Here is a 26,789-nt window from a genome sequence, read left to right on the forward strand (position 1 = left end):
TGTCATGACAGTATACGTAATACTCATAGACTTGTGACAAATGCCTAGTGATTGATGGATTAAAAGCAGAAAGAAACGGATGCTAGTATGCATCCGTTCCCTTATCTAAAACTAATTATGCTTCTAAATTAACATTCTTTACTGGTGCGAATGTTGATATTGCATGTTTAAAAATCAATTGTTGTTTACCTTCTGTTTCGAGTAAAACTGTGAAGTTATCGAAAGCTTTAACAACACCCCTTAATTGAAAGCCATTCGTTAGAAAAACCGTGACCGAAATGTGGTTCTTCCTTAATTGATTTAAATACTGCTCTTGAATGTTTGCATTTTGCGCCATAGAACTTCCTCCTCTTTTCTCTCTATACTAATCTTAATTCTACTTCATTTTTAATATTCCTGCTATTTTTTGAATAATCATTGTAAACTTTTTATTTTTGCTTGCAGGTGTAACAGAATACCAGTCGATTTCTAGACGATTTCTGAACCATGTAAATTGCCTTTTTGCGAACCTTCTAGAATTGCGTTTAAGTAGCTCGACTGCATCTTCTAATTCTACTTTTCCTTCAAGATAAGGAATGATCTCTTTGTAGCCAATTGCGCGCATCGCCTGTGTGTGTTTATACCCTTTATTACATAAGGACTTTACTTCGTCAATTAACCCCTGATGAAGCATTAAATCAACGCGTTTATTTATCCGTTTGTATAATTCTTCACGTTCCATCGTTAAGCCAATAAAAATCACATTATACGGTGAATCAATCTGTTGTTCTTTTTCCCAATCGGTTTTTGTCTTTCCAGTTGATTGATAGATTTCTATTGCGCGAATCACACGACGGTAATTATTTGGATGAATTTTCGCCGCTTGTTCTGGATCAATCAATTGAAGGCGCTCGTATATTTTTTCTAATCCTAATTCTTCAAGCTCTTCTTCTAGTTGTTTTGTTATTTCTTCATCTTTTTTTATATCTGGAAAGTTATAGTCATATAGCGCTGATTGGATATATAAACCACTTCCCCCAACAATAATGGGGATGCGCCCTTTCTCAGAGATTTCTTCTACCAATTTTTGCACTTGGAGTTTGAAGTCTGCTACTGTATATTCTTCATCTGGATCCTTTATGTCTAAAAGATGGTGCGGAATTCCCTGCATCTCTTCGGGCAAAATTTTTGCAGACCCAATATTCATCCCTCTATAAACTTGCACAGAATCACCATTGATAATTTCACCATTAATTTCTTTTGCAAGTTCTATACTTAGCTCTGTTTTTCCCACTGCTGTTGGTCCCACAATAGCAATTACAGTTTTTTTCATCCTATTTCCCCTAATTATATTTATTAATTTCCTGCTTGATAGAAAACTATAGAATTTATACTTTGTGGATAATTCTTTGCATAAAGGTTAGCCACGTCCGGCTCCAGCGCTAAAGCGACTATCAAACTTCGTACTTCTTCAATCGATAAGTCAACATCGGCTCGTCCCTCACCGTGTTTCCTTTATCTCAAAAGAATAGGGAAGTTCAACTAAAATCGCGACATCCCGTCGCAACGTTGAACCACCCCACGTCCTGTGGGGCGCAGTTTGTACGTCGCTGAACGGGCGCTTACGCCTTTGAGCCTTGATAGTTTTCTAACATCCATTTTTTATTTTCTATTTTTTTAAGATGTGCTATCAAAATATCATTTGAAAGGCTGTTTGATACTTCAATTGTTAAAGGTAAGCCGACCTGCGAAATTTCTACAGATAATTTATTTAAATCACTAGAAAGCTGGGAAATCATTTCTTCCTCTGTATCATCCGCATTTGCTTCCTCTAAAGTTCCTTGCTTCAAATACATGCTCATGGTAGCTAGTGGTTTCCCACCAACAACCATAATATGTTCTGCTAACTCATCAAGATTTCCTTGAAATTCTTCATAAAACTCTTCGAAAATCTCATGTAATTGAAAGAATTGATGTCCTTTAACATACCAGTGGTACCGATGTAATTTCACATATAAAATAAAATAATTTGATAGCAATTGATTCATAAATTTTATCAATTCTTGGTTTTGCATGAAATTCACCTCATTGTTTTTAATTAGAAAGAAGCTATAGAATATGGACTTTGTGAATAACTCTTTACGTGAAGCAGAGCCACGTCCGGCTCCAGCGCTAAAGCGGCGATCAAACTTCGCACTCCTCCAATCAATAAGTCAACATCGGCTCGTACCTCGCCGTGTTTCCTTTATCTCACTGTGGCTAGGAAGTTCAACTAAGAGCGCCACATCACGTGGCAACGTTGAACCACCCCACGTCCTATGGGGCGCAGTTTGTACGTCGCTGAACGGGCGTTTGCGCCTTTGTTCTTAGCGTTGCACAATCAAATACAATTTATACCTTACATAATGCGTTTGAACATCTTTTCTAATTCGTAGGTTGTTAAGTGAACAATAATTGGTCGACCGTGTGGACAAGTAAATGGGTCTTGTGTTGCTCGTAAATCTTCAATGAGTCGAAACATTTCTTCTTCTGTCAAATAATGATTTGCTTTAATTGATCGTTTACAGGACATCATGATTGCTGCTTCTTCCCTAATTGCTTCAATATTAACTTTTTCATCATGCATTACTTGTTCAACCATCTCTCGAATCACTTCTTCTTCAAAGCCTTTCGGAAACCAATTCGGATAGGAACGAATAATATATGTCTTAAAGCCAAAAGGTTCAAAGAATAGTCCAACTTCTTCTAATCTGTCTTTATAATTCTCTATAAACAGCGCCTCTTGGTTTGAAAATTCAAATGTTAATGGTATCAAAAGTTCTTGAGACTCTTTAACAGGTCTCCCTAACTTTTCTTTAAAGAATTCATATTTAATCCGCTCCTGAGCGGCATGTTGGTCAATCATATATAAACCATTTTCATTTTGGCCTAATATATAGGTGCCTTGGAGCTGACCAATAGGATAAATCGTTGGAACTCTTTTCAAAGGCTCAACCGGGTCTACCGTTTCTCCTGACAAACTCTCAATCGGGGCCAGTGTTTCATTTATTGATTCAACATGCTCAGTCGGTTCATATCGTTTTGTTGAACTTTCAGACCTACTAAAATAATTAGGCTCTGAATAAGATGGTTGACTCGTATTTTGATTGAGTGTATTTTCAGTGCTATTGTATTTACTTGTTGATGGGAAATCAAAACTTTCTTGTGTGGTGTCAATCTTCGGTCGCTTCTCTTTATGTTCCACTTCCGGGATTAAAGTCTGTTCTCGAAACGCCTTCTTAATTGTTTCTCTGACAACTTCAAACAGCTCTTTATCCTTACTAAAGCGAACTTCTAATTTAGTTGGATGTACGTTTACATCCACTAGAATTGGATCCATATCGATTTTCAACACAACAATTGGAAACTTTCCAATTGGAAGAAGTGTATGGTAACCATCAGTTATTGCTTTTGTTAATGGAAAACTCCTTATATATCTACCGTTGATAATAGTTGATATAAAGTTTCTTGAAGCTCGCGTTACCTCAGGTTTGGCAATGAGACCTTCCACTTTAAAGTCTAAAGATTCATAGGAAACAGGAATCATTTTCTTCGCAACGGACATTCCATAAATATGCGAAATAACTTGTAATAAGTCTCCAGTCCCAGAGGTTTTGAACAGTGTTCGTCCATTATGTACTGCTTCAAAACGAATCTCTGGATGTGAAAGCGCTAATCGGTTTAAGAGATCGGTTATATGACCTAGTTCCGTATGAAGACTCTTCATATATTTCAATCTAGCTGGAGTATTATAAAAAAGTTGATTAACGGTAATTTCCGTCCCTTTTCTTGCATCACTTTTTTTCTTATCAATTATTTTCCCATCTTCTAAGTTTAGTGTGATGCCAGCACCTTCCCCAGTCGATGTTTTTAATGTTAGCTTGCTTACAGCCGCAATACTTGCCAGAGCTTCTCCGCGAAATCCTAAAGTGCGCACGCGAAATAAGTCGTTCTCGGTTCTAATTTTACTAGTAGCATGGGGTAGAAAAGCAATTTGGCTATCCTCTTCGACCATGCCATCACCATTATCGGTTACTTTAATTTGTTCAATTCCAGCCTCAACTAACTCGACTTTTATTGATGAACTATTGGCATCTATACTATTTTCAACTAATTCTTTCACAACAGATGACGGGCGTTCAACTACTTCTCCAGCAGCAATTTTATTCGATAATTCTATGGGCATTTGTTTTATTTTCATACAAACATCCTTTCAGTTGTTACCTAACTTTTTTCTGGAGATTATATAACTCATTCATTGCTTCCATTGGTGTCATTTCAAATAAATTAAGTTCTTTTAGTTCTTTAATTACCTTATTATCCTTTTGCTCAACCTTCGATTCTTCTTTTACAACTTTTTCATCAACGAAAAATGATAGTTGGCCAGATTCAATTTTTTCTGTTACGGGTTTAGGTTTCGAATCGGATTCTAATTCTTGTAAGATCGTTGTAGCTCTTTCAATGAGAGCATTTGGCAACTCTGCTAGCTTAGCAACTTGAATTCCATAGCTTTTGTCTGCCGAACCCTCTTTTATTTGATGAAGGAAAACAACATTTCCTTCATACTCTTCTGCACGAACATGAATATTCTTCAAATGGGGTAATGTTTTCTCCATTGCTGTTAATTCATGATAATGCGTGGAGAAAAGTGTTTTTGCTTGAATATTATTATGAATATACTCGACGATTGCTTGCGCCAAAGCCATTCCATCATATGTGCTTGTTCCTCTTCCGATTTCATCTAAAAGAATTAGACTCTGGTTGGTCGCTTTTGTAATCGCATGGTTTGCTTCAAGCATCTCGACCATAAAAGTACTCTGGCCTGACACTAGATCATCAGCCGCTCCAATTCTCGTAAAAATTTGATCGAAAATGATAAGATTTGCTTCCTCAACTGGTACAAAACAACCGATTTGTCCCATAATTACCGTCAGTGCAAGCTGGCGCATATATGTGCTTTTCCCTGACATATTGGGGCCAGTAATAAGTAAAATGCTATTCTCTTCATCAAGCTCTATATCATTCGGGACAAACTCTCCATCTACCATTACTTTCTCAACTACAGGATGTCTCCCATTTTTAATGGATAGTTTATTCTCAACAAATTGCGGGCGAACGTAATTATTCTCTTCGCTGACGGTTGCAAATGCTTGTAACACATCAATTTTACTAATCGTTTCAGCTAAAAATTGGAGCGTTGGAATATGTTCTTTAAGTTCTTCGCGAATTTGGATAAATAACTGTTGTTCTAATTCGACACTCTTCTCTTCTGCCTCTAAAATCAATATTTCTTTTTCTTTTAATTCTGGTGTTATATAGCGTTCTGCATTAGCCAGTGTTTGCTTTCTTTCGTATCTACCTTCTGGTAATAAATGAATATTTGCTTTCGTAACTTCAATATAGTAACCAAATACACGGTTATAGCCTATCTTCAATGATTTAATATTGGTTACTTCTTTTTCTTGTTTTTCCAATTCTGTGATCCATTGCTTCCCATTTCTTGTTGCATGACGATATTCATCAAGCTTATCGTTATAGCCATCCTTAATAAGCTCACCTTCCGTAATTGATGCAGGTGGATTTTCCATTAAGCTACTTTCTAATAAATCGACAATATGTTCTGGGAATAGTAATGTCTCAGCTAACTTTTTAATTTCCTTCTGTTCAAATTCCATTAGAATATCTTTTGCTTGTGGAATATGTTTTAGTGATTGCTTCAATTGAATTAAATCTCTAGCATTTACATTTCCAAAAGCAATTCTTGCTGCAAGTCTTTCAATGTCATAGACAGATTGTAATGTTTCTCTTAGAGCATTTCTTTGCATGAAATTAGTATAGAAACCTTCTACAATATGATGTCTTTCTTCAATTTTATTTTTATTAAGTAATGGACGCTCGATCCATTTTTTTAACATTCTTGATCCCATGGCAGTTACTGTTTTATCTAAAACCCATAGCAAACTTCCATGTTTTCCTTTTTTAATGATTGTTTCTGTTAGTTCTAAGTTTCGTTTCGAATACATATCGAGTGATAGATATTCTTTGAGTTCGATTACTTCTGCTTGTTGTAAATGATCTAATGAGCGCTTCTGTGTGTGTTGGATATAATTAAGTAAACGACTAAAGGCCTTCATTAACCTTTCATCATTTAATTGTTCACTTAGCTCGCGATACTCAGCATTAAATGTAACTTCATCTTGATAAGACAAGGTAACATTTAACTTTTGTTTTAAGCTTACTTGTAGATCCTCAGAAAGACTTGAGGAAATAACAATCTCGCGAATCGGTTGATTATATAATTCATGAAGAACAGCATCCCAGCCATCTTTAATTAGTGCAATTTGATTTTCTCCAGTAGATAAATCATTATATACCACTACATAGGAACCATCTTGAAAATGAGAAAGACTTGCTAAGTAATTGTTTTCGCCGTCCTTCAACATTGACCCTGACATCACTGTACCGGGTGTTATTACCTGAACAACTTCTCTCTTTACTACTCCTTTAGCGGTTTTAGGATCTTCCACTTGTTCACATATCGCAACTTTATAGCCTTTTTCTATTAATATTTTTATGTAATTTTCGGCAGAATGATAGGGAACGCCACACATTGGTATTCCTTCCGAATCGCCTTTGCTGCCTCGTTTTGTTAATGTTATCTCTAGTTCTTTCGCAGCCTTAATTGCATCATCATGAAATAATTCATAAAAATCACCTAAACGGTAAAATAAAAATGAGTCTTGGTGTTCTGCTTTAATCCTCATATATTGTTGCATCATTGGTGTTTGTTTTGTCATTCCTAAGCCCCCAAAATACCCAAATATTCTTCCATCATTATAGCATAACATGTACTTTCAACATAAAACGACAGATAGTCAATAAATTATTTAGAGTGTAGATTAGTTTAATTCAGATCACGGTATAATTCGAGCTCCGCAGTTGTAAATTTAGTAACATATCTTGTAACTAATATGATAAATGCATAATGTTATTGAAATTCTACTTTCAAATATGGTGTGTATTTACAAAATAGAATTCAAAAGCATAGTCTAAATATTTGCAGGGAGTAGCCCCGACGCACCGAAGACTCCTGTGGGATTAGAGTCTTGGATGAGACCCCGGAGGGCGATAGCCCGAGGAGGCTCATCAGACGCCTTAGGATGCGCGAATTTGCATCGGGGCTACGGACTTCCAAGCAATAGTTAGATATTTTAAATTAAACTAATCATCATTCTATATTCAACTTTATTAAAGGTATTTAAAAATGAAAAACAAAAAATACGAGAGAGTTGTATCCCTCGTATTTTTATTAGTCTTTTTTGCCGAAGAAGTCAGGTTTGACATCTTCAAGTTCTTCATCTGTTACTTTGTGGTCCCAATCGTCGTCGTCTTCGTCTGGGCTAGTTGCTTCCCATGTTGGATCTACTTTAACTTTCAGTCTTGTTTCTCCAATTATTTGGACAACAAATTCTCTCTCTACTTCTACAGTAATCTTACTGCCTTTCTTGTCAATCTTACTTTCTAAACAATTTGGCTGTTGTAACACTTTAACAATGACATCAAAATCATCATCGAGGCAATTCTCATCCTTCACAGATAAAGGGATAATATCACGATAAGTAACACGTTCCGTGACAACCTCTGTCTTCGTATTATCATTATAGGAATACCAGATATTGATTTCGTAACTACCATTTACCTCCACAGAATCAGCCGATTTCTTTTTTGCGTGATATAAATGATTAATCACCCAGCAGCCTAAAATACTTGAAGGACGATGTGTTGGTGTTACGGAATGAACATCCTGCGTAAATTTCCTACCCCTCCCAATAACTGCTTTTGTGATGATTTCTCTATAATCCTTTTTCAGAAAAGACATTGTAGTATTTACCTCCTCTTTTTTCATAGTCATTTTATGCGAGGCAAACACCTAAAGTGCATGATAATAATTAAACTCATTTATACGCTGTATTCTCAACAGTTAATTGTACTGTTGAAGCTGTCAAATTAAATTATTCTCTTCGTATTAAAAGTAAAATTACCTCCATACTAAGCAGAGAGGTGATGTAAATGTTTAAGAACACACAAAATATATTGGCTTTCATTATTATTTTACTAACTGTGTACCATGAATTCACTGTAAAATATATGCTTAAAAAAATAGACAAGAAATTATCCCGGTAATGTATTGTATTTTGTCATTGAATGAAGGTACTCATTTATTAAAATTTAATTTCAAAGAAAATGACCAAGTAGCGTGATTGCTACTTGGTCATGTATTATTCTGTAGGTTGTTCTTTTTCTACTAATTTTCTTCCAGTATGGCCTTTTAATAAATTGCCACCTGTTGCTTCGATGATATGATTTGTTACTTCTCTAGATATCGTTGTAGATACTAGCTGTAACACATCATTTACTGTAACTTGAATTTCTTTAAATTCAGATACAATTGGAATTTCATCTATTTCATCTTGCAAACGATCTAATTCCGCTTCCACTTTTTGTAAAGCTTCTTTTTTATCGTAAGCTTGTAAGTTAACCGCTTGTTTTTGTAAGGATTTAATTCTCATAATTAAACCTTGGATTTTTGAGTTCTGGTTTACTTTCACCTCGAGCTCTTTAAAACGATCAATCTCTTCTGTATGTGCAAGCATTTCTGCTAGTTTTCTTGCTTGTTCAATAACTTCTTTTCTTGTGTATTCCGCCATTTCAATTCACCTCTAATTTACTTTCAACCATTTCACCATTTAAAGACCATGTTCTAGCTTGTGTTATTTTTACTTCTATAATTTTACCAATCGTAGAGTCTGGTCCTTTAAAGTTAACTAGTTTATTTTTTTCTGTGTAGCCAGCTAGTATATCAGGATCTTTCTTACTTTCGCCTTCTACTAGAACTTTTACTACCTTACCTTCATATTCTAACATAGAAGCTTGTGATTGTTTGTTTACTAACTCATTTAAACGATATAATCGCTGTTTTTTCACTTTTTCCGGAACATCATCTTTTTTCATCGCTGCAGGAGTTCCTTCACGTGGTGAGTAAATATATGTGTATGCTGCTTCAAAACCGACTTCTTCCATCAGAGTCATTGTTTCCTCAAATTGTTCTTCTGTTTCATTAGGAAACCCAACAATTATGTCTGTGGTAAGAGTAACATTTGGAATCGCCGTTTTTATTTTTCTGACGAGCTCTAAATAGTCTTCTCGAGTATACTTTCGATTCATTTTCTTTAGAATCTCAGTGCTACCTGATTGGACAGGTAAATGGATGTGGTCAACAAGATTTCCACCTTGTGAGAGCACTTCTATTAAATAATCATCAAAGTCCCTAGGATGTGAAGTAGTAAAGCGTACACGTGGTATATCTATTTTATGCATATCGTTCATTAAGTCACCAAATGTATAATCCATACCTTCTAGATCTTTACCGTAAGCATTTACATTTTGCCCAAGCAGCGTAACCTCTTGATAACCTTGTGCTACCAAATGCCTTACTTCTTGAATAATATCTTCTGGACGTCTACTTCGTTCTTTTCCTCTTGTCATCGGGACAATGCAATACGTACAAAATTTATCGCAACCATACATTATATTTACCCATGCTTTGATTTTACCTTTGCGTACTTTTGGAAGGTTTTCAATAATATCGCCTTCTTTAGACCACACTTCGACAATCATTTCTTTACCAAATAAGGCTTCTTTGATTAAGTGAGGTAAGCGGTGAATATTATGCGTACCAAAAATTAAATCAATATGCTGGTGTTTCTTTAAAATACGATTTACAACGGATTCTTCTTGGGACATACAGCCACAAACACCAATGATCAGATCAGGGTTTTCTAGCTTCAAAGGCTTTAAATGACCAATTTCTCCAAACACTTTATTTTCCGCATTTTCTCGGATAGCACAAGTGTTTAATAAAATAATATCCGCTTCTTTTGTTTCCGTAGTGGCTGTATAACCCATTTCTGTAAAAATACCAGCCATTACTTCAGTATCATGTTCATTCATTTGGCATCCGTACGTGCGAATTAAGAATTTTTTTCCTTTACCTATGTTTTCCATATCTTCTGGGATTGAAAAATCATATTTAAATTTAACTTCTTCATTTTTACGTTTTCTTGCCTTTTTTATATCGGGTGATTGAGGTTCATAACTCGTTTGAAAGTACTTCGCAATAAATTCATCACTTGATGTTTTCTTTATGCGCTCGATGTTATCTTCAGAATGAATTTGAGCTTGTTGATTTCTTTGCTCTTCGTTCATGTCTACTCTCCTTTTCCCACAGATACTATTATGTATAATCGTACAATATATAATTATAGATGCTTTTATTAATATTAACAATACTAACAGCGTTACTGCAAACAAAAACCTTCCTCTTTTAAAAGGAAGGTTACCGAATTTGTCATAGATTTTAGCGTGGTTCTATAATTAGTTTGATTGCCGTTCGTTCTTCATTATCAATCATTATGTCAGTAAATGCTGGAATACAAATCAAATCCACCCCACTAGGAGCAACAAAACCACGGGCGATTGCTACAGCTTTAATCGATTGATTCAATGCTCCTGCACCAATTGCTTGAATTTCCGCAGTCCCGCGCTCCCTTAATACATTTGCCAGAGCCCCCGCAACCGAATTTGGATTTGATTTTGAAGAAACCTTCAGTACTTCCATTATTAGTACCTCCCTTACCTGCATATTGTAGTTCTATTTCTACTATATTCTTAGTTAAGTAAGCTTATTCCCTAAACTAAATGTAGAGGAATATATCAATAACTATTGGTGTGAAATTGGAGTTACTTTTTAATTATAGACGCTGTGACAGTTCAGCTTGTTTGTTTAAAAGTTAATTAAAAAAAGGATGATCATCATTAATAATAATTCTCTGGATGTTCTCAGCCTTACCTGAATGATCATTAATTGTAATTAATACGGCATTTAATTGAGATGTACCCTTTTTTGTAATTTCGAAACGCACCGGAAGACTTGTAGTAAATCTTTTTAAGACGGCATCCCGTTCTACGCCTAATATACCGTCATATGGACCAGTCATACCTACATCTGTAATGTAAGCTGTACCACCTGGCAGGATACGCTCATCAGCAGTTTGAATATGTGTGTGGGTTCCAACTACGGCACTAACCCTTCCGTCAACATACCAGCCTAAAGCTACTTTTTCACTTGTAGCTTCTGCGTGGAAATCAACAAAAATAATATTTGTCTTTTGTTTTGCCTCTTCAATCAACGCATCAATTTTCTCAAATGGATCATCAATTGCAGATAAAAATGTTCTGCCTTGGATATTAATTACGGCAACTTGGGTTCCGTTGATATTGAGATAAACAATACCTTTTCCCGGATTATTTTTTGGAAAGTTAGCTGGGCGGATTAAATATTTTGCGTCATCAATAAAGTCATAGATTTCTTTCTTATTCCATGTATGGTTTCCCATCGTAATGACTTGGGCACCCATTTCAAGAAATTGTCTATAAATCGTTTCTGTAATTCCTTTACCTGAAGCAGCATTTTCTCCATTTATGATTGTAACTGTTGGATGATATTTTTCTTTAAGTTTAGGAAGGTATTCCTTTACAGCATCTCTTCCCGGAGAGCCAACTACATCACCTATAAATAATATTTTCATTTTAATCATCCTTTTTAAAGTTAAATTATATTCAATTCGTTAGTTTTCGTTTTTTAAGAAGATACTCTAATGCTCCAGTACCGACAAATACCCCTATTAAAATTAAAGCTAGACCGATGATATGATTGAATAATATCGGTTCTCCTAGGAAAATGGCAACACCCAATAAACCAAAGAATGTATTTAAATTGATAAAAACTGCAGATTCTGCAGGTCCAATTTCCTTAACCGAAAAATTGTATACCATATGTCCGAATGCTGTACATAATACTGCACTAAATAAGAACAAAGAGCCTAATTTCCAATCGAATAAAGTTGATAATTGCCCAAAGTTTACATCCGTTATAAGACTATAAATAAAGATTGCAATTGAACCAACTAAAAGCATAAAGCCAGTTAAAAGTCGGGGATCAAAGCTTGGATTCAATTTACTTATTAGTATAAAACTAAACGCTTGTGTTAATACGGCAAGGCCAATATAAACATCACCGATTGCAATGGATGACATGCCGCCTGAACCTACAAAGGTTGTAATTATAATACCCGTAAAGCCAAGGATAAAGCCTAGTACTCTTAATCGACTTAAATAATCTTTTAATATAATTATCGATAACATCATTGTCACTAACGGAGCTGCCCCTAAGATTAAACCGGCATTCACTCCACTGGTTGTAGTTAAACCTTGTGCTAGCAACACATGATGAAACATTACATTGAATATAGATATGTATAAAATAGTTTTAAATTCTTTTTTTGTCGGGAACCTAAAAATTCCTAAAAAGAAAGTAATAATTATTACGGATACCCCAGCAACAGCAATACGAACAGCAGTTAATAGAACAGGGTCTATATTTGTCACCAATACTTTTAATGCAGATAAATTAAATCCCCAAAGCATCATGACGAATAATAACAATAAATATATCTTAACCATTATTTCTCTCACCACATTTTCTATTCTCGGGAATAAAATAAAAGTAGTCATATGACTACTTTTATTTTGCGTATTCAACTGCTCTCGTTTCTCTAACCACAGTCACTTTAATATGACCTGGGTAATCTAGTTCTCCTTCAATTCGATTACGAATTTCTCGTGCAACTCGAATTGCTTCGAGATCATCAATTTCATCAGGTTTTACCATAATGCGAATTTCTCTACCTGCCTGAATTGCGTATGATTTCTCGACTCCTTCATACGACTCAGAAATTTCTTCTAATTTCTCCAGACGCTTAATGTAGTTCTCTAATGTCTCACTTCTTGCTCCTGGTCGAGCTGCTGATAATGCATCAGCTGCAGCGACGAGTACAGAGATAATAGATGTCGCTTCTTCATCACCATGGTGGGATGCAATCGCATTAATTACAACATCATGCTCTTTGTATTTAATCGCAAGTTCTTTCCCTATTTCAACGTGACTGCCTTCAACTTCATGGTCTATTGCTTTTCCAATATCATGAAGTAATCCAGCCCTTCTTGCTAATGTTTCATCTTCACCAAGTTCTGCTGCAAGCAAACCAGATAAGTATGCAACCTCAGTTGAGTGTTTCAATACATTTTGACCATAGCTGGTACGGTATTTTAGACGTCCAATGATCTTAACAAGATCTGGATGTAAACCATGCACTCCAACTTCAAATGTCGTTTCTTCTCCGATTTCACGAATATATTCGTCAACTTCACGTCTTGCTTTATCTACCATTTCTTCAATTCGTGCTGGGTGAATTCTTCCATCCTGTACAAGTTTCTCTAAGGAAAGTCTTGCAATCTCACGACGAATCGGATCAAATCCAGATAGAATTACAGCTTCTGGTGTATCATCAATAATTAAATCGATACCAGTTAACGTTTCCAATGTTCTAATATTTCGTCCTTCTCGACCAATGATTCGACCTTTCATCTCATCATTTGGAAGAGTTACGACAGATACAGTTGTTTCAGCCACATGATCGGCTGCACAACGTTGTAAAGCAAGTGATAGAATGCTTTTCGCTTTCTTATCAGCTTCTTCTTTGGCACGGCTCTCTGCTTCTTTAATCATAATTGCTGATTCAAGTTTAACATCGTTTTCAATTCGCTCTAAAATAATTTGTTTAGCCTGGTCCGTTGTGTATCCTGAAATCCTCTCAAGCTCAGCTTGCTGCTCCTCTATAATAGCATCCACTTTGCTTTCCATTTCTTCAATTTGTTGTTGTTTCTGTACTAATGCATTTTCTCTTTTTTCTAATGATAATTCACGAGAATCAAGGGTTACACTCTTTCTGTCAAGATTTTCTTCCTTCTGTGTCAGACGGTTTTCTTGCTTCTGGAGTTCTGCGCGGCGTTCACGCAACTCATCCTCAGCCTGTTGACGAAGTTTATGATTTTCGTCTCTTGCTTCAAGAAGTGCTTCCTTTTTTGCTGCATCGGCATTTCGATTTGCTTCTTCAACGATTTGCTTCGCTAACTCTTCTGCACTAGAAATCTTCGCTTCCGCAATCTTTTTGCGAATCAGATAGCCAACAAACAGACCTATAATAAGGATGAAAACTAGCAAAATGGAGATGATTAAAGGGTTGTCCATAATTTCACCTCCTGTTGCTATAAAGTTGTTGTACAATTCATTATTGTCTTCATGTACCTATTATCAATGCAAAGATTAACAATGTACGTATAATAAATATATAATTATACATTTTCAATTTTAAGTCTCATAATAAGTATTGTCAAGGAATCTTCACAATATATTTTCTGGCGGTAACTATACAAAATAAAATCCCCTCTGAACTTTGTTTCTCAGAGGGGATTTAATATTCATTAAATATCTAATGTTTCTTGTTCTTTTGGATCCTCTTCAACCTTTATTTCACTTGGATCAACATCCAATTCATAATGTTCGCGAATTGCTGCATGAACTTCTTGCAAAATAGCAGGGTTTTCTTTCATAAATTGTTTTGCATTTTCTCTTCCTTGGCCAAGACGATCGCCTTTATAGGAATACCATGCTCCACTCTTTTGAACGATATCTAATTCTGCACCTACATCTAGAACTTCTCCTTCTCTAGAAATTCCTTCGCCATACATAATATCTACTTCGGCTTGTTTAAATGGTGGCGCTACTTTGTTCTTAACAACTTTTATTCTTGCACGGTTCCCTAATATATCATTACCTTGTTTTAATGTTTCGGCACGTCTAACTTCTAGTCGAACAGATGAATAGAATTTCAGTGCACGTCCACCAGGAGTTGTTTCTGGGTTTCCAAACATAACTCCAATTTTTTCACGGATTTGGTTAATAAATATTGCTGTCGCGTTCGATTTATTAATTGCTCCTGAAAGCTTACGAAGAGCTTGCGACATTAAGCGAGCTTGAAGACCCATATGGGAGTCACCCATTTCTCCTTCAATCTCGGCTTTAGGTACTAACGCTGCTACCGAGTCAATAACGATAATATCAACTGCACCACTTCGAACAAGAGCTTCCGTAATCTCTAAAGCTTGCTCCCCTGTGTCTGGCTGTGATAGTAAAAGCTCGTCTGTATTTACGCCTAATGCACGAGCATATGTTGGATCAAGTGCATGCTCAGCATCAATAAAAGCAGCCTGTCCACCTTGTTTCTGTGCTTCTGCAATCGCATGTAGTGCTACAGTCGTTTTACCAGAAGATTCAGGTCCATAAATTTCAATTACTCTTCCTTTTGGATATCCACCTATACCTAAAGCAACATCTAGTGCAAGTGATCCACTAGGAATTGTAGCTAGTTTTTGATGGGCCTCTTCCCCTAATTTCATAATTGAACCTTTACCAAATTGTTTCTCTATTTGTCTTAAAGCCATATCTAAAGCTTGTTTTCTCTCACTCACTGAAAATACCTCCTCAAATTATCTATTATCATCATATAACGTTTTAACTTTTTTTACAAGCAAAAGACGAATGAATGTTCTACCATTTTGCATGTATTTATTTTTGTATTTTTAAATTATTAGAAGGTGTCGAGTAAGCGTTTTGCGATTTCAACTAGTAATAGGCTATTCACTTTACGATTTTAACTCATTAAAAATAATTTCTAAACCTTTTAAAACAGCGCGATTTCTAACCGTTTGGCGATCCCCTATAAAGTTAATTCCAATCGCTTTATCTGTTTGTCCATGAATAGAAACACCAATATATACAGTACCAACAGGCTTGTCTTCGATTTCGCCTGGGCCAGCTATTCCGGTAAAACTGAGTCCAATGTTTGCATTCATTTTTTCTCTTACATTTCTAGCAAGTATAATTGCACATTCTTCGCTGACTGTTCCATGATCCTTGATAACTTGCTCAGGAACTCCGAGCGTATCCACTTTTACAGCTGGGTCATAACAGACGACTCCACCCTTAACAACACTACTTGAGCCTGAAACGGAAATTAATTTATCTAAAAATCTTCCACCAGTTAGACTTTCTGCAACAGCAATCGAACGTTCACTTGTTTTCAGTTGATTGATAATTACCTCTTCAATTGTTTCATCATTCTCTGCTATAAAGAAGTCCCCAACTTTTTCTAAAATAAGACTTTTTGTTTCGTTAAGCATCATTTCTAATTCTTCACTTGAACGACCTTTTGCCGTCAGACGAATAATTACCCCCTCATCTGTTGCTAAGGGAGCAATTGTTGGATTCGTCTGTAAGTGTATCAAATCTTTTAATTCATGCTCCAATGTTGATTCGCCTATTCCGATAAATTTCAAAATACTCGATTGAATGACTTCTTGTTTTCCAGTTAGCTTATATAAAAACGGTAAAACGTCGTCTGTAAATAATGCTTTCATTTCTCGTGGAACTCCTGGTAAGAAAATCCATACACGACCTTCGTACTCTACAATCATTCCAGGTGCCATTCCTGTTTTATTTTCTAGAACTTTTGCAAATTCAAATACTCTAGCCTGTCTTCGATTATTCGGTGTCATTTTCCATTCATGTCTTTTGAAATAATCTTCTATCCGTTTCATTGAAGGGATATGTTCAATTATATTCAAGTCACTTAAGATTTGAAAAGCTTCTCTAGTTAAGTCATCTTCGGTTGGACCTAAACCACCGGTAACAATAATAATATCTGAACGATCCTGCGCTTCACTGAATGAATGAGCTACTCGCTCTAGATTGTCACCAACAACAACATGGTTGTATACGTTTATTCCATAAAGTGCTAGTTTTTGTGAAATCCACTGTGCATTTGTGTTAGCAATTTGTCCTAATAAAATTTCTGTCCCTACTGCAATTACTTCCGCTTTAAATTGTTTTATCATTTGGCATCCCTCATTACATGTTTGTTTTTGATAAAGTAATCAACACCAGATACTACGGTAAAGAATAAAGCGATGTATAACATAATTGTACCTAATGGAAAGTTAAGATAAGAAAAAGGATAATTGTGTAATAATAATAAAATGATAGCAATCATTTGTGTTGCTGTTTTAAGCTTTCCCATTTGTCCTGCAGCAAGAACAATTCCTTCACCTGCAGCAACTAAACGCAATCCAGTAACAGCGAACTCCCTACTAATAATAACAATAACAACCCATGCCACAGCAAGTTCTAATTGTACCAACATGATTAAAGCTGCTGAAACAAGTAATTTATCAGCAAGTGGGTCTAAGAACTTCCCTAAATTTGTAATTAGATTATATTTTCTAGCGATGTATCCATCTACCCAATCTGTTGTTGAAGCAAAAATAAAGATCAAGGCTGCAATAAAGTGAGTGATTGGTAATTCACTACCACCGATATCCCAAGCTCCTAAATCAAGCGGTATGGAAAGTAAAATAATAAAAATTGGTATTAATAGTATTCTTGAAATGGTTAATTTATTTGGTAAATTCATCTAAGTACTTCCTCCCTTATATCAGGTAAAACATATAAGAGGCTAAAACATAACCCGTATTACAGGTTAATTATGTCTTTAGCCTCTTTCTTAATATTTTTTTACTTTATATTGATCCAAAACTTTTGAACATCTAATTCGGTTGGCTCAATCGGGTATTCTAACTCCACATCATTAATCGTGATTAGAAGGTTTGGTGTGCTTCCAGCATTTATATAGATTGATTCTTCACCGGAAAGGTCTAACTCTAATTCGCCTTCCTCCACACTAACAAAGCCTGCGTAGAATACTTCTCCATCCGCATTTTGGACATCCAACCATGATCTAGCAGGGGATTCAAAAACAAAATTCAATGTATCTCCAGCATTCGTCAGTTCAATTGTTGATGTCGATGCAGAGTCAGTTGCTACATCCGTGACTTCAAACTCCATTTCATCCTCTTCCTGAGCAGGTTCCTCTTCTTCTATATCTTCTTCATCAGTAGTATCTTCGGAATCTGTGTCGTCTGAAGCACCAGGTGAATTACTTCCGTCATTTGGATTTGTAATAATCACATTGCCAGGTTCTTCAATTTCTGTCGGATCATCCGAGGAATTGGATTGTGTAATGAACCAAATAGCAGCTATTATAATACCCAAAATTAATAGAACCAAGATAATTTTAGGGGCGATTGTAAAAATCATCCCACTGCGATCACTACTAATCGTATCCCTTCTTGATCTTTCTACACGTGTATATTGAATTTCGCTATCTTCTACAGATTTTGGAATTTCTTCTTTATGCTCTTCTAACAAGTCATTTGAATCGAGCCCAACTGCATTAGCATATTCTTTAATAAAAGCTCTAGCATAGAACTTCCCAGGAAGGATATTAAAATTGCCCTCTTCAATTGCAGCCAAATAGCGTTTTTGAATTTTCGTTACTTCCTGTAAGCTATCTAAAGAAAGGCCTTTCGCAATCCTTGCTTCTTTCAGCCTAGCACCTACATCCATATTAAACACCTTCCATATTAAAATTCAAACATGTTAAAACCACTATTTTGACCAAAACGCTGGTCTTCAATAGCTTCATACGTTATTTCTTCGTCTTCATGACTTCTAAGTTCAATAATATAATCAAAATCATCCAAGTCGTATTCTGTCGCTTCTACAAAAATATCTGGGTGTTCAACTACTTTAATCGCTGGTAGTTGCATTACTTCACGAATTAAACGCCAATGTTCTTCATTTGCCCTCTTTTTTGATACGACACCATCTATTATATAAATATTGTCTGAATTATATTCTCCAGCTATTAATTTGTTCCTGACTGTTTGCTTGATCATCGTACTAGAAACAAATAGCCAACGTTTGTTTGCACAAACACTTCCGGCTACAATTGATTCGGTTTTGCCAACACGTGGCATCCCTCGTACACCTATCAATTTATGGCCTTCTTGCTTATATAATTCAGCTAAAAAGTCAACAAGAATACCTAGTTCATTTCTTACAAATCGAATCGTCTTTCTATCACTTTTATCTGTATGGATGTATTTTCCGTGACGAACAGCCATACGGTCTTTTAATTTAGGTTTTCTAATTTTAAGTACCTTAATAATATCTACAGTATCTAAAATCGTTTCAAGTCTTCTAATATTATCATCATCTTCAGAAAGAATAAGCATGGCACGTCTTTCATTTTCCACACCATTAATTGTAATTATATTTATGGAGAGCATTCCTAATAAAGTGGATATATCTCCTAATAATCCCGGTCGATTAATTTGGTTCTCATATTCTAAATACCACTCTGTCTTTTCCATCATCATTCTCCTTTAACAGTAATGTATTTATGTAAAGAAGATCATTATAAGTTCAGCTACATCTACTATAAATGATTTTCGAACGAGTGGAAAGTGTAATCTGAAAATAATTCTAAAATAGATGAAATAGAAAAGAAGCTGTATATATTAAATATACAGCTTCTGTCTCTAATTATCCATTTTTATTACCTTGTTGTTCAACATACTTTATCATAGAGCTTGCAATTGCTTGTTGTTCTTCTTCAGAAGCTGCATTCCATAGTTCTTTTAAAACGGCTTCCTCTTTATTTTTTGCTCCTACATGCTCTGCTAGGTAGTCGCCAACTTCATGCGCAACATTTGTAATGGTATCATGATCCATTCCATTTTCTTTAGCTTGTTGCAGGCGATTTGCTAGAAATCCCTTCCATGTATCAAAATTATCAAGTACTGACATTTTATAGCCTCCTCTTCAAATTACTATGTATAGTATTTATCATTTCAAACACTTTATACATATGAAAAGTTGGCTAAATTATCCAACCACCTGAGACTTGCAAGACCTGGCCATTCAAGTATTTAGCCTTCGCATGCAATAAATAAACAACTGCATCAGCTACTTCACTTGGTTGACCAGCCCGTCTCAATGGGATGCTAGAAAAAATTTCGTTTTTATCTTCTATGGAAAGGCTAGCATTCATCTTCGTGTCAATAAAACCTGGACTTATTGCATGAATAGATACACCACTATGAGCTATTTCTTTAGCAAGTGATTTAACAAAACTATTCTGGGCACCTTTTACAGTCGAATACAACACTTCATTGCTTGCCCCAACTTCACCCCAAACAGAGGTTATAAAAATAATCTTTCCTGCCCCTTTTCGTATAAACGATGGTAGAAAATGTTTCGTAATTTTCATTGGAGCTTTTAAGTGAAGGGTAATCATTTCATCCATTTCTTCTTCCAAAACATCTTGAAATAAACCCATCTTAGAATTACCATTCGCAAAGATGATCGAATCAATGGAAAAGACGAGCGAATTTAATAAAGAGTTAATGCCTTCCTCCGTAGTAAGATCTGCCTGAACAACTTGTAAAATTTGTTCTGTCTTTACTTCTTGGACAAGCTCTTCTATAGCTGCTAGGTTTTTATGGTAGTGCAAAAGAAGTTGGTAGCCCTCTTTTGCCATTCGCAAACTAATAGCTCTACCGATATCTCCGCTCGCACCTATAACTAAAATATTCTTTCCCATTTTCTAATTAACCTTCTTTAATCGTACATACTGCAAGTCGTTGCTCTTTTATCCACTCTTCTAAAAATCCATTGAAGTCTTCAACAGTTAGTGCTTCAATAGCTGGAATAATGTCAAAATAATTTATTCCAAGCTTGTGATAATTTATAAAGTTGCTTGCAATACTTTCGATAGAGTTCATAGCTCTTAAAATCTGTCCAATTTTCTTACGCTTCATTCGTGACACTTCTTCAGATTTAATTTGCATCGTATTTGTTTTTAATAGCAATTCTTTTACCTTCTTCGCAAACTCTTCTGGTTTTTGCGTATTTGTACTAATCAATGTGTAACCAAAGCTTTTATCAAGATTCGTTTCAAAAGAGAAGCTACCATCAATTAATTCCGACTGATACAATTCTTGGTAAAAGTCTCCACCCTTTGAGAAGAAATGACTCATTAACATCGTCGTCAAAAGTTCTTTTTGTAAGAATTCGTCTTTTTCTAAAGTTTTGCTTGATTCCTTAATCCCAACCGAGCATTTTGGAACCGAGACTGGCATGTCTATTTCTAAATAAGCTTCAGCAACTTCCTCAGGTTCAACTGGAAACTCTCGCTCAATATCATTCATTTTTTCGAAGGTTTTATTTGCTTGGTTCTCTTCGATCAATTTAAATAATTTCTCTGGGTTCATCTTACCGACAATAAATAATGTCATATTCTCTGGATGATAAAATGTGTTATAACAAGTATATAGATCATCCTTCGTAATCTTCATAATTGAATCAACTGTTCCAGCAATATCAATATTTACTGGGTGGCTTTTAAACATTGCTTTAATCGTACCCATAAAGGACTGCCAACCAGGTTGATCATCATACATTTTAATCTCTTGTGCAATAATTCCCTTTTCCTTTTCAACAGTTTCCTCTGTGAAATAAGGGTCTTGAACAAAGTCGATTAATATTTTTACGTTTTCTTCGATATAATCTGTTGCAGTAAATAAATAAGAAGTCTCTGTGAAAGATGTGAAAGCATTAGCGGATGCTCCAAGCTTTCCAAAGTCAGCAAAAACATCTCCATCTTCTTTTTCAAATAACTTATGCTCTAAGAAGTGAGCAACACCGTCTGGAACGGTAACCATTTCTTTTTCACCAATTGGTACAAACTTTTGATCAATTGAACCATAGTCGGTTGAAAAAATTGCATATGTCTTTTCCATTTCTTGACGTGGCATAAGAAATACAGAAAGTCCATTTGCTAATTTCTTAGAGTAAACAACCTCATCGACTTCTGAATATGTTTTTTTATTCATTATTTTCTCCTCCCTTTGGAGTAAGTAAATATAACGTATCTTCTTGAATTTTAGTGGCGATTCCAATGATATCTTCTTTTGTTACCGCATTAATTCTGTCAAATAACTCCTGAAGATTCATGGAAGTTCCAGCTAAATGTTGTTGGTGAAAGATTTCAACCAGTCCATAATTGCTGTCCATTGCTTCACGTAGATAATGAATAATCATTTTCTTTGCCTCAGCAATTTCATCTTCTGTAAAATTACCGGCCTTCATTTCATCCATTTGTTCCCTTATAATATCACGTGCTTTTTCATAATCTTCTGGAGCAATTCCACTATAAACAAATAATAGGCCTTTATGACTCTCCACTTGTGAGCTTGCATAATAAGCTAAGCTATTTTTTTCTCTAACATTGATAAATAGCTTTGAACTCGGAAAACCACCAAATATCCCATTAAAAACTTGTAGTGCAGGATAATCATCATCTGAATATACTGTATTGGTACGATAACCAATATGTAATTTCGCTTGTTGAATTGGCTCGTTCTCGATTATTTCTTTAACATCTTCAATCTCTCTGTTTTTAGATGCAACAGGTTTAGTGTTTTTTTCATTTCTTGTTTTATTGAAAACTTTCGTTAATTTTTCTTCCATCGCTGCTGGCTCGAAATCACCGACAACATATAAATCAATTAAGTCTTCATTGATCATTTTTTGGTAGTAGTCAAAGAGTTCTTGGTTTGTTAACGTTTCTAGTTCTGATTCATAACCATTCACATGTAAACTGAAAGCCTCATCTTTACACATTTCATCAATTAATCGCATGTTTGCATATCTAATTTTATCGTCCTTGATTGATTGAATTCTTTGTTTTAATGTTTCTTTCTCTCTTCGGAAGATTTTCTCAGAAAATAAACCATTTTCTTCGTATGGCTGGAAAATTAATTCTTCAAATAGCTGAGCAGCTTCTTCAACGAATTCTGCTCCTTTGGGTAAATATCTTTCATTTGCTATCTCCATACGGACGCTAATGATATGTTGTTCACCCTTCTTCGTTCCACCTATAGACAACACGGCACCATAAAGATCATCCAACTTTAGTTGTAGTTCTTGACGCGTTGGATAGTTTTTTGTAGCTTGTCTAAGAATATTAGGTAGTAATGCTCGCTTTGTAATTGTTTCAGCTTCTAGTGGGGCACGTAATTTAGCTGCTATTGTTAACGTTTTAAATTTCTTCGTTGGAACGAAATGAAAACGAAAACCGTTTATTTTAACTGATTTCTCGGTAATTACAGTCATATTCAAACCTCCAATTAAATTATAAAAATTATCTATACTCGTATTTTACACATCTTTTTTACAATCATCCAATTATAAGAATAATAAAAAACTGACTTGCTATCATAACAAGTCAGTTTTTCTATTAGCGATTCCCTTTTATATAAGGTTCCCCGTTAGCAGCTGGACCATCTGCGCGTCCAATTAATCCAGCAAGAGCTAAGATTGTAAGGACATATGGTGCTATTAATAAGAACACTTGAGGAATATCCTCGATTACTGGAATCGAAGAACCTACAATACTTAAACTTTGAGCAAAACCAAAGAATAATGCCGCTCCCATAGCCCCTAATGGATGCCACTTACCAAAGATTACAGCCGCAAGTGCAATAAACCCTTGACCGACAATTGTCGATTGTGAGAAGTTAGATACGATGGTTAAAGCAAATACAGAACCGCCTAACCCTCCAAATACACCTGATAAAATAACCGCAATATATCTCATTTTACTAACGCTAATTCCATTTGTATCTGCTGCCATCGGATGTTCTCCGACTGCTCGCAAACGTAAGCCAAATGTTGTTTTATATAAAACATACCAAGCAATAAATGCAAGAACAATTGCAACATAAGAAGTTGCATAAACTCTTTCAAAAAATATGGAACCAATGATTGGAATTTCGGATAACAGCGGGATATCTGTACGGAAAAATCCATCCACCATATCTGTTTGTCCTTTACCATACCATTGCTTCGTTAAATATACCCCAACACCAAGAGCTAACATGTTAATCGCAACACCACTAACTACTTGGTTCGCATAAAATGAAACCGATGCTACTGCATGAATGGTAGAAAAGATTCCCCCAACCACTGCAGCAACAACAATCGCTATCCAAGGGGTCCAACTCCCTAAAGCATCCTGGAACGTTAGTGAAAACACGATACCTACAAATGCCCCGATAACCATTAGACCTTCTAATCCAATATTAACTACACCTGCACGTTCACTAAATACTCCGCCTAAAGCAGTTAAGATTAAAGGTGCTGAGAAAAACAATACTGTAGGGACAACTGATTGCAATAAATCAATCATTTATTTCCCCTCCTTTTTAAAGCGAAGTATTGCCCAACGAATAATATAACTTGAAGCAACAAAGAAAATAATTAATGCAATAATGATATCTACTAACTCTGTTGGAACACCTGCTGAGGTTGGCATTTGTCCTGCCCCTTCTTTTAGTGAGCCAAATAAAAATGCCGATATTACTACCCCGAGTGGATTGTTTGCACCAAGAAGCGCAACAGCAATCCCATCAAATCCGAGGTTGGTAAACCCAGACATTAAATGAATGTTTCCGTATGTTCCAAGACCTTCCATCACACCAGCAAGTCCTGCAAAACCACCTGAAGCTGCCATGGAAATCATAATATTTTTACTAACATTCATCCCTGCGTATTTTGATGCATGTTGGTTAAACCCGACAGATTTTAACTCATATCCAATCGTTGTTCTTTCAATAATAAACCACATGATAATCGCGGCAAATAAAGCAATTAAAATTCCATAATGGACACGAGAGTACATTGTCAATGTCTGCAACCACTCAGAAGCAAGTGATGCTGTTGGTGCAATTTGTCCCGTTTTCGTTGCATGATCTGTTAGTACGGAACGAATTATTTCATTTGAAACATATAAAGCAATATAGTTCATCATAATGGTGACGATAACTTCATGGACACCAAGCTTTGCCTTTAGAAGTCCTGGTAAAAAGCCCCATAATGCCCCGGCAAACATACCTGCAAGCATTGCAAGTGGTAAATGAATAATCATAGGTGCATCGATTAGAAGTCCTACAGTGACGGCAGCGAGCCAACCAACGATAACTTGCCCCTCAGCACCGATATTAAATAAGCCCGTACGGAAAGCAAATGCAACCGCAAGTCCCGTTAAAATTAGTGGAGTTGTTCTTCTAATTGTTTCTCCAATTGTAAATGAATCTCCAAATGCACCTAACCATAAAGCTCTGTATCCTTCAATTGGGTTAAATCCAGAAAGAAGCATAATAATTGCACCTACAAGTAATCCAAGGAATACAGAAATTACTGGTACTAATATAGAGAATAATCTTTTGTTAGCTATCATTCTGGTACACCTTCTTTTACAGGGCCGCTACCAGCCATTAATAAACCTAATTCTTGTTCATTTGTTTCTTTAGCATTTACTTCTGCGACGATTTGCCCATCAAATATAACTGCTATGCGGTCGCTCACATCAATAATTTCATCTAATTCAAAAGAAATTAATAATATTGCTTTTCCTTTATCACGCTCTTCAATTAACTTTTGATGAATAAACTCAATAGCTCCAACATCTAAACCTCTTGTAGGCTGTGCAGCTATTAATAAATCTGGCGAACGATCTACTTCACGAGCAATAATTGCTTTTTGTTGATTTCCACCTGATAAAGAACGAGCCAAGGTATATGCATTCGGTGTACGAACATCATACATCTCAATAAGTTCATCAGCCTTTTTATAAATTTCTTTATGATCTAAGACAGTATTTTTCGAATATGGTTTTTGGTAATAGGTTTGTAAGACAATATTCTCGCCCACTGTATAATTTAATACGAGACCATATTTATGACGGTCCTGAGGAATATGTCCTAATCCACTTTCTGTTACTTTACGTGGAGAAAGATTCGTAATATCTTTATTATTTAGCAAGATGCTTCCTGATTGGCTATTTGTAAGACCTGTAATTGCCTCAATCAATTCTGATTGTCCATTACCATCTATTCCAGCTATACCAACAATCTCACCTGCACGAACATCTAAGTTCAATCCTTTAACAATATCCACCTTACGAGAATCTCTAACATGAAGATCTTTTACTTCAAGAACTTTCTCTTGTGGTTGTGCTGGTTCTTTTTGTACCTCAAAGCTGACATCTCTACCGACCATTAATGAAGCTAGTTCATTTACTGTCGTATCTTTCACATCAACGGTTCCAATTCCTTTACCTTTACGAATAACGGTACAGCGATCGCATGCTTGCATGATTTCTTTTAATTTATGTGTAATCAGGATGATGGACTTTCCTTCTTTAGCTAATGAACGCATAATTTCAATTAACTCAATAATTTCTTGAGGAGTTAATACAGCTGTTGGTTCATCAAAAATAAGAATGTCTGCACCACGATAAAGCGTCTTTAGAATTTCAACACGCTGTTGCATGCCTACAGATATATCCCGAATTTTCGCACGTGGATCAACGCGTAAACCGTAGCGATCTGATAGTTCTTGAATTTCTTTTTCAGCCTTTTTTAAATTTACCGTTCCTAATTTTGTTTTAGGCTCATGGCCAAGAATAATGTTTTGAGTAACAGTAAACGGTTCCACTAACATAAAGTGTTGGTGAACCATCCCAATGCCTAATTCATTTGCAATATTGGGATTAGTAATATTTACTGGCTTCCCATTAACTTTTATTTCTCCTTGCTCAGGTTGATATAATCCAAATAATACGTTCATTAAAGTAGATTTACCTGCACCATTTTCACCTAGAAGCGCATGAATTTCCCCTTTTTTTAGTTGAATATTTATATTATCATTGGCAACAATACCAGGGAATTCCTTACGTATGTTTAGCATTTCTATCACATAATCCACTTTGTGACCACCCCTTTGGCAT

24 protein-coding genes are annotated in these 26,789 nt (G+C 35.6%); all 24 read right to left on the minus strand.

Annotation, left to right across the window (positions count from 1 at the left end):
• Positions 1-115 precede the first annotated feature (115 nt).
• Positions 116-337: an RNA chaperone Hfq gene (hfq, locus tag ACXYMZ_RS04640; RefSeq protein ID WP_458947189.1), complete on the minus strand. Its 222-nt coding sequence runs from the start codon at positions 335-337 to the stop codon at positions 116-118.
• Between the two features lie 39 nt (positions 338-376).
• Positions 377-1,312: a tRNA (adenosine(37)-N6)-dimethylallyltransferase MiaA gene (gene miaA, locus ACXYMZ_RS04645; protein WP_458947190.1), complete on the minus strand. Its 936-nt coding sequence runs from the start codon at positions 1,310-1,312 to the stop codon at positions 377-379.
• A gap of 289 nt (positions 1,313-1,601) precedes the next feature.
• Positions 1,602-2,054, minus strand: a complete 453-nt coding sequence (locus ACXYMZ_RS04650) for a Dps family protein (RefSeq protein ID WP_458947191.1) — start codon at positions 2,052-2,054, stop codon at positions 1,602-1,604.
• A gap of 323 nt (positions 2,055-2,377) precedes the next feature.
• Positions 2,378-4,219 carry a DNA mismatch repair endonuclease MutL gene (mutL, locus tag ACXYMZ_RS04655; protein ID WP_458947192.1) on the minus strand — a complete coding sequence of 614 codons (1,842 nt, stop codon included), beginning with the start codon at positions 4,217-4,219 and terminating at the stop codon, positions 2,378-2,380.
• A 19-nt stretch (positions 4,220-4,238) separates the two neighbouring features.
• Entirely contained in the window at positions 4,239-6,815 is a 2,577-nt protein-coding gene (gene mutS, locus ACXYMZ_RS04660; protein ID WP_458947193.1) for a DNA mismatch repair protein MutS, read from the minus strand.
• A gap of 512 nt (positions 6,816-7,327) precedes the next feature.
• Positions 7,328-7,897: an outer spore coat protein CotE gene (gene cotE / locus ACXYMZ_RS04665; protein WP_458947194.1), complete on the minus strand. Its 570-nt coding sequence runs from the start codon at positions 7,895-7,897 to the stop codon at positions 7,328-7,330.
• A gap of 400 nt (positions 7,898-8,297) precedes the next feature.
• Complete coding sequence (locus tag ACXYMZ_RS04670; protein ID WP_458947195.1) at positions 8,298-8,726, minus strand: RicAFT regulatory complex protein RicA family protein; 429 nt, start codon at positions 8,724-8,726, stop codon at positions 8,298-8,300.
• Between the two features lies 1 nt (position 8,727).
• Positions 8,728-10,284 carry a tRNA (N6-isopentenyl adenosine(37)-C2)-methylthiotransferase MiaB gene (gene miaB / locus ACXYMZ_RS04675; RefSeq protein WP_458947196.1) on the minus strand — a complete coding sequence of 519 codons (1,557 nt, stop codon included), beginning with the start codon at positions 10,282-10,284 and terminating at the stop codon, positions 8,728-8,730.
• A gap of 151 nt (positions 10,285-10,435) precedes the next feature.
• Complete coding sequence (locus tag ACXYMZ_RS04680; protein ID WP_458947197.1) at positions 10,436-10,696, minus strand: stage V sporulation protein S; 261 nt, start codon at positions 10,694-10,696, stop codon at positions 10,436-10,438.
• 172 nt (positions 10,697-10,868) lie between these two features.
• The gene (locus ACXYMZ_RS04685) at positions 10,869-11,666 is read right to left on the minus strand and encodes a TIGR00282 family metallophosphoesterase (protein ID WP_458947198.1); all 798 of its coding nucleotides are present in this window, start codon (positions 11,664-11,666) and stop codon (positions 10,869-10,871) included.
• A 31-nt stretch (positions 11,667-11,697) separates the two neighbouring features.
• A complete protein-coding gene (locus ACXYMZ_RS04690; protein WP_458947199.1) occupies positions 11,698-12,600 on the minus strand; it encodes a DMT family transporter in 903 nt (300 codons plus the stop codon).
• A gap of 61 nt (positions 12,601-12,661) precedes the next feature.
• The gene (rny, locus tag ACXYMZ_RS04695; RefSeq protein WP_458947200.1) at positions 12,662-14,227 is read right to left on the minus strand and encodes a ribonuclease Y; all 1,566 of its coding nucleotides are present in this window, start codon (positions 14,225-14,227) and stop codon (positions 12,662-12,664) included.
• Positions 14,228-14,460: 233 nt separating this feature from the next.
• Positions 14,461-15,507 carry a recombinase RecA gene (gene recA, locus ACXYMZ_RS04700; protein WP_458947201.1) on the minus strand — a complete coding sequence of 349 codons (1,047 nt, stop codon included), beginning with the start codon at positions 15,505-15,507 and terminating at the stop codon, positions 14,461-14,463.
• A 174-nt stretch (positions 15,508-15,681) separates the two neighbouring features.
• Positions 15,682-16,932 carry a competence/damage-inducible protein A gene (locus ACXYMZ_RS04705; protein WP_458947202.1) on the minus strand — a complete coding sequence of 417 codons (1,251 nt, stop codon included), beginning with the start codon at positions 16,930-16,932 and terminating at the stop codon, positions 15,682-15,684.
• Positions 16,929-17,507, minus strand: a complete 579-nt coding sequence (pgsA, locus tag ACXYMZ_RS04710; RefSeq protein ID WP_458947203.1) for a CDP-diacylglycerol--glycerol-3-phosphate 3-phosphatidyltransferase — start codon at positions 17,505-17,507, stop codon at positions 16,929-16,931. Before pgsA ends, ACXYMZ_RS04705 begins: the two co-directional genes overlap by 4 nt.
• Positions 17,508-17,608: 101 nt before the next feature.
• On the minus strand, positions 17,609-18,499 hold the full coding sequence (locus ACXYMZ_RS04715; protein ID WP_458947204.1) for a helix-turn-helix domain-containing protein: 891 nt from the start codon (positions 18,497-18,499) through the stop codon (positions 17,609-17,611).
• A 17-nt stretch (positions 18,500-18,516) separates the two neighbouring features.
• The gene (locus ACXYMZ_RS04720; RefSeq protein WP_458947205.1) at positions 18,517-19,308 is read right to left on the minus strand and encodes a YmfK family protein; all 792 of its coding nucleotides are present in this window, start codon (positions 19,306-19,308) and stop codon (positions 18,517-18,519) included.
• Between the two features lie 172 nt (positions 19,309-19,480).
• The gene (locus ACXYMZ_RS04725) at positions 19,481-19,744 is read right to left on the minus strand and encodes a DUF3243 family protein (protein WP_458947206.1); all 264 of its coding nucleotides are present in this window, start codon (positions 19,742-19,744) and stop codon (positions 19,481-19,483) included.
• A 73-nt stretch (positions 19,745-19,817) separates the two neighbouring features.
• A complete protein-coding gene (gene ymfI / locus ACXYMZ_RS04730; RefSeq protein ID WP_458947207.1) occupies positions 19,818-20,540 on the minus strand; it encodes an elongation factor P 5-aminopentanone reductase in 723 nt (240 codons plus the stop codon).
• A gap of 7 nt (positions 20,541-20,547) precedes the next feature.
• Entirely contained in the window at positions 20,548-21,831 is a 1,284-nt protein-coding gene (yfmH, locus tag ACXYMZ_RS04735) for an EF-P 5-aminopentanol modification-associated protein YfmH (protein WP_458947208.1), read from the minus strand.
• Positions 21,824-23,113 carry an EF-P 5-aminopentanol modification-associated protein YfmF gene (gene yfmF / locus ACXYMZ_RS04740; protein ID WP_458947209.1) on the minus strand — a complete coding sequence of 430 codons (1,290 nt, stop codon included), beginning with the start codon at positions 23,111-23,113 and terminating at the stop codon, positions 21,824-21,826. Before yfmF ends, yfmH begins: the two co-directional genes overlap by 8 nt.
• Before the next feature lie 124 nt (positions 23,114-23,237).
• Complete coding sequence (locus ACXYMZ_RS04745) at positions 23,238-24,188, minus strand: ABC transporter permease (protein WP_458947210.1); 951 nt, start codon at positions 24,186-24,188, stop codon at positions 23,238-23,240.
• Positions 24,189-25,238 carry an ABC transporter permease gene (locus ACXYMZ_RS04750; protein ID WP_458947211.1) on the minus strand — a complete coding sequence of 350 codons (1,050 nt, stop codon included), beginning with the start codon at positions 25,236-25,238 and terminating at the stop codon, positions 24,189-24,191.
• Complete coding sequence (locus ACXYMZ_RS04755; protein ID WP_458947212.1) at positions 25,235-26,767, minus strand: ABC transporter ATP-binding protein; 1,533 nt, start codon at positions 26,765-26,767, stop codon at positions 25,235-25,237. Before ACXYMZ_RS04755 ends, ACXYMZ_RS04750 begins: the two co-directional genes overlap by 4 nt.
• Positions 26,768-26,789 lie beyond the last annotated feature (22 nt).

The sequence above is a fragment of the Oceanobacillus sp. CAU 1775 genome, from assembly GCF_054482815.1.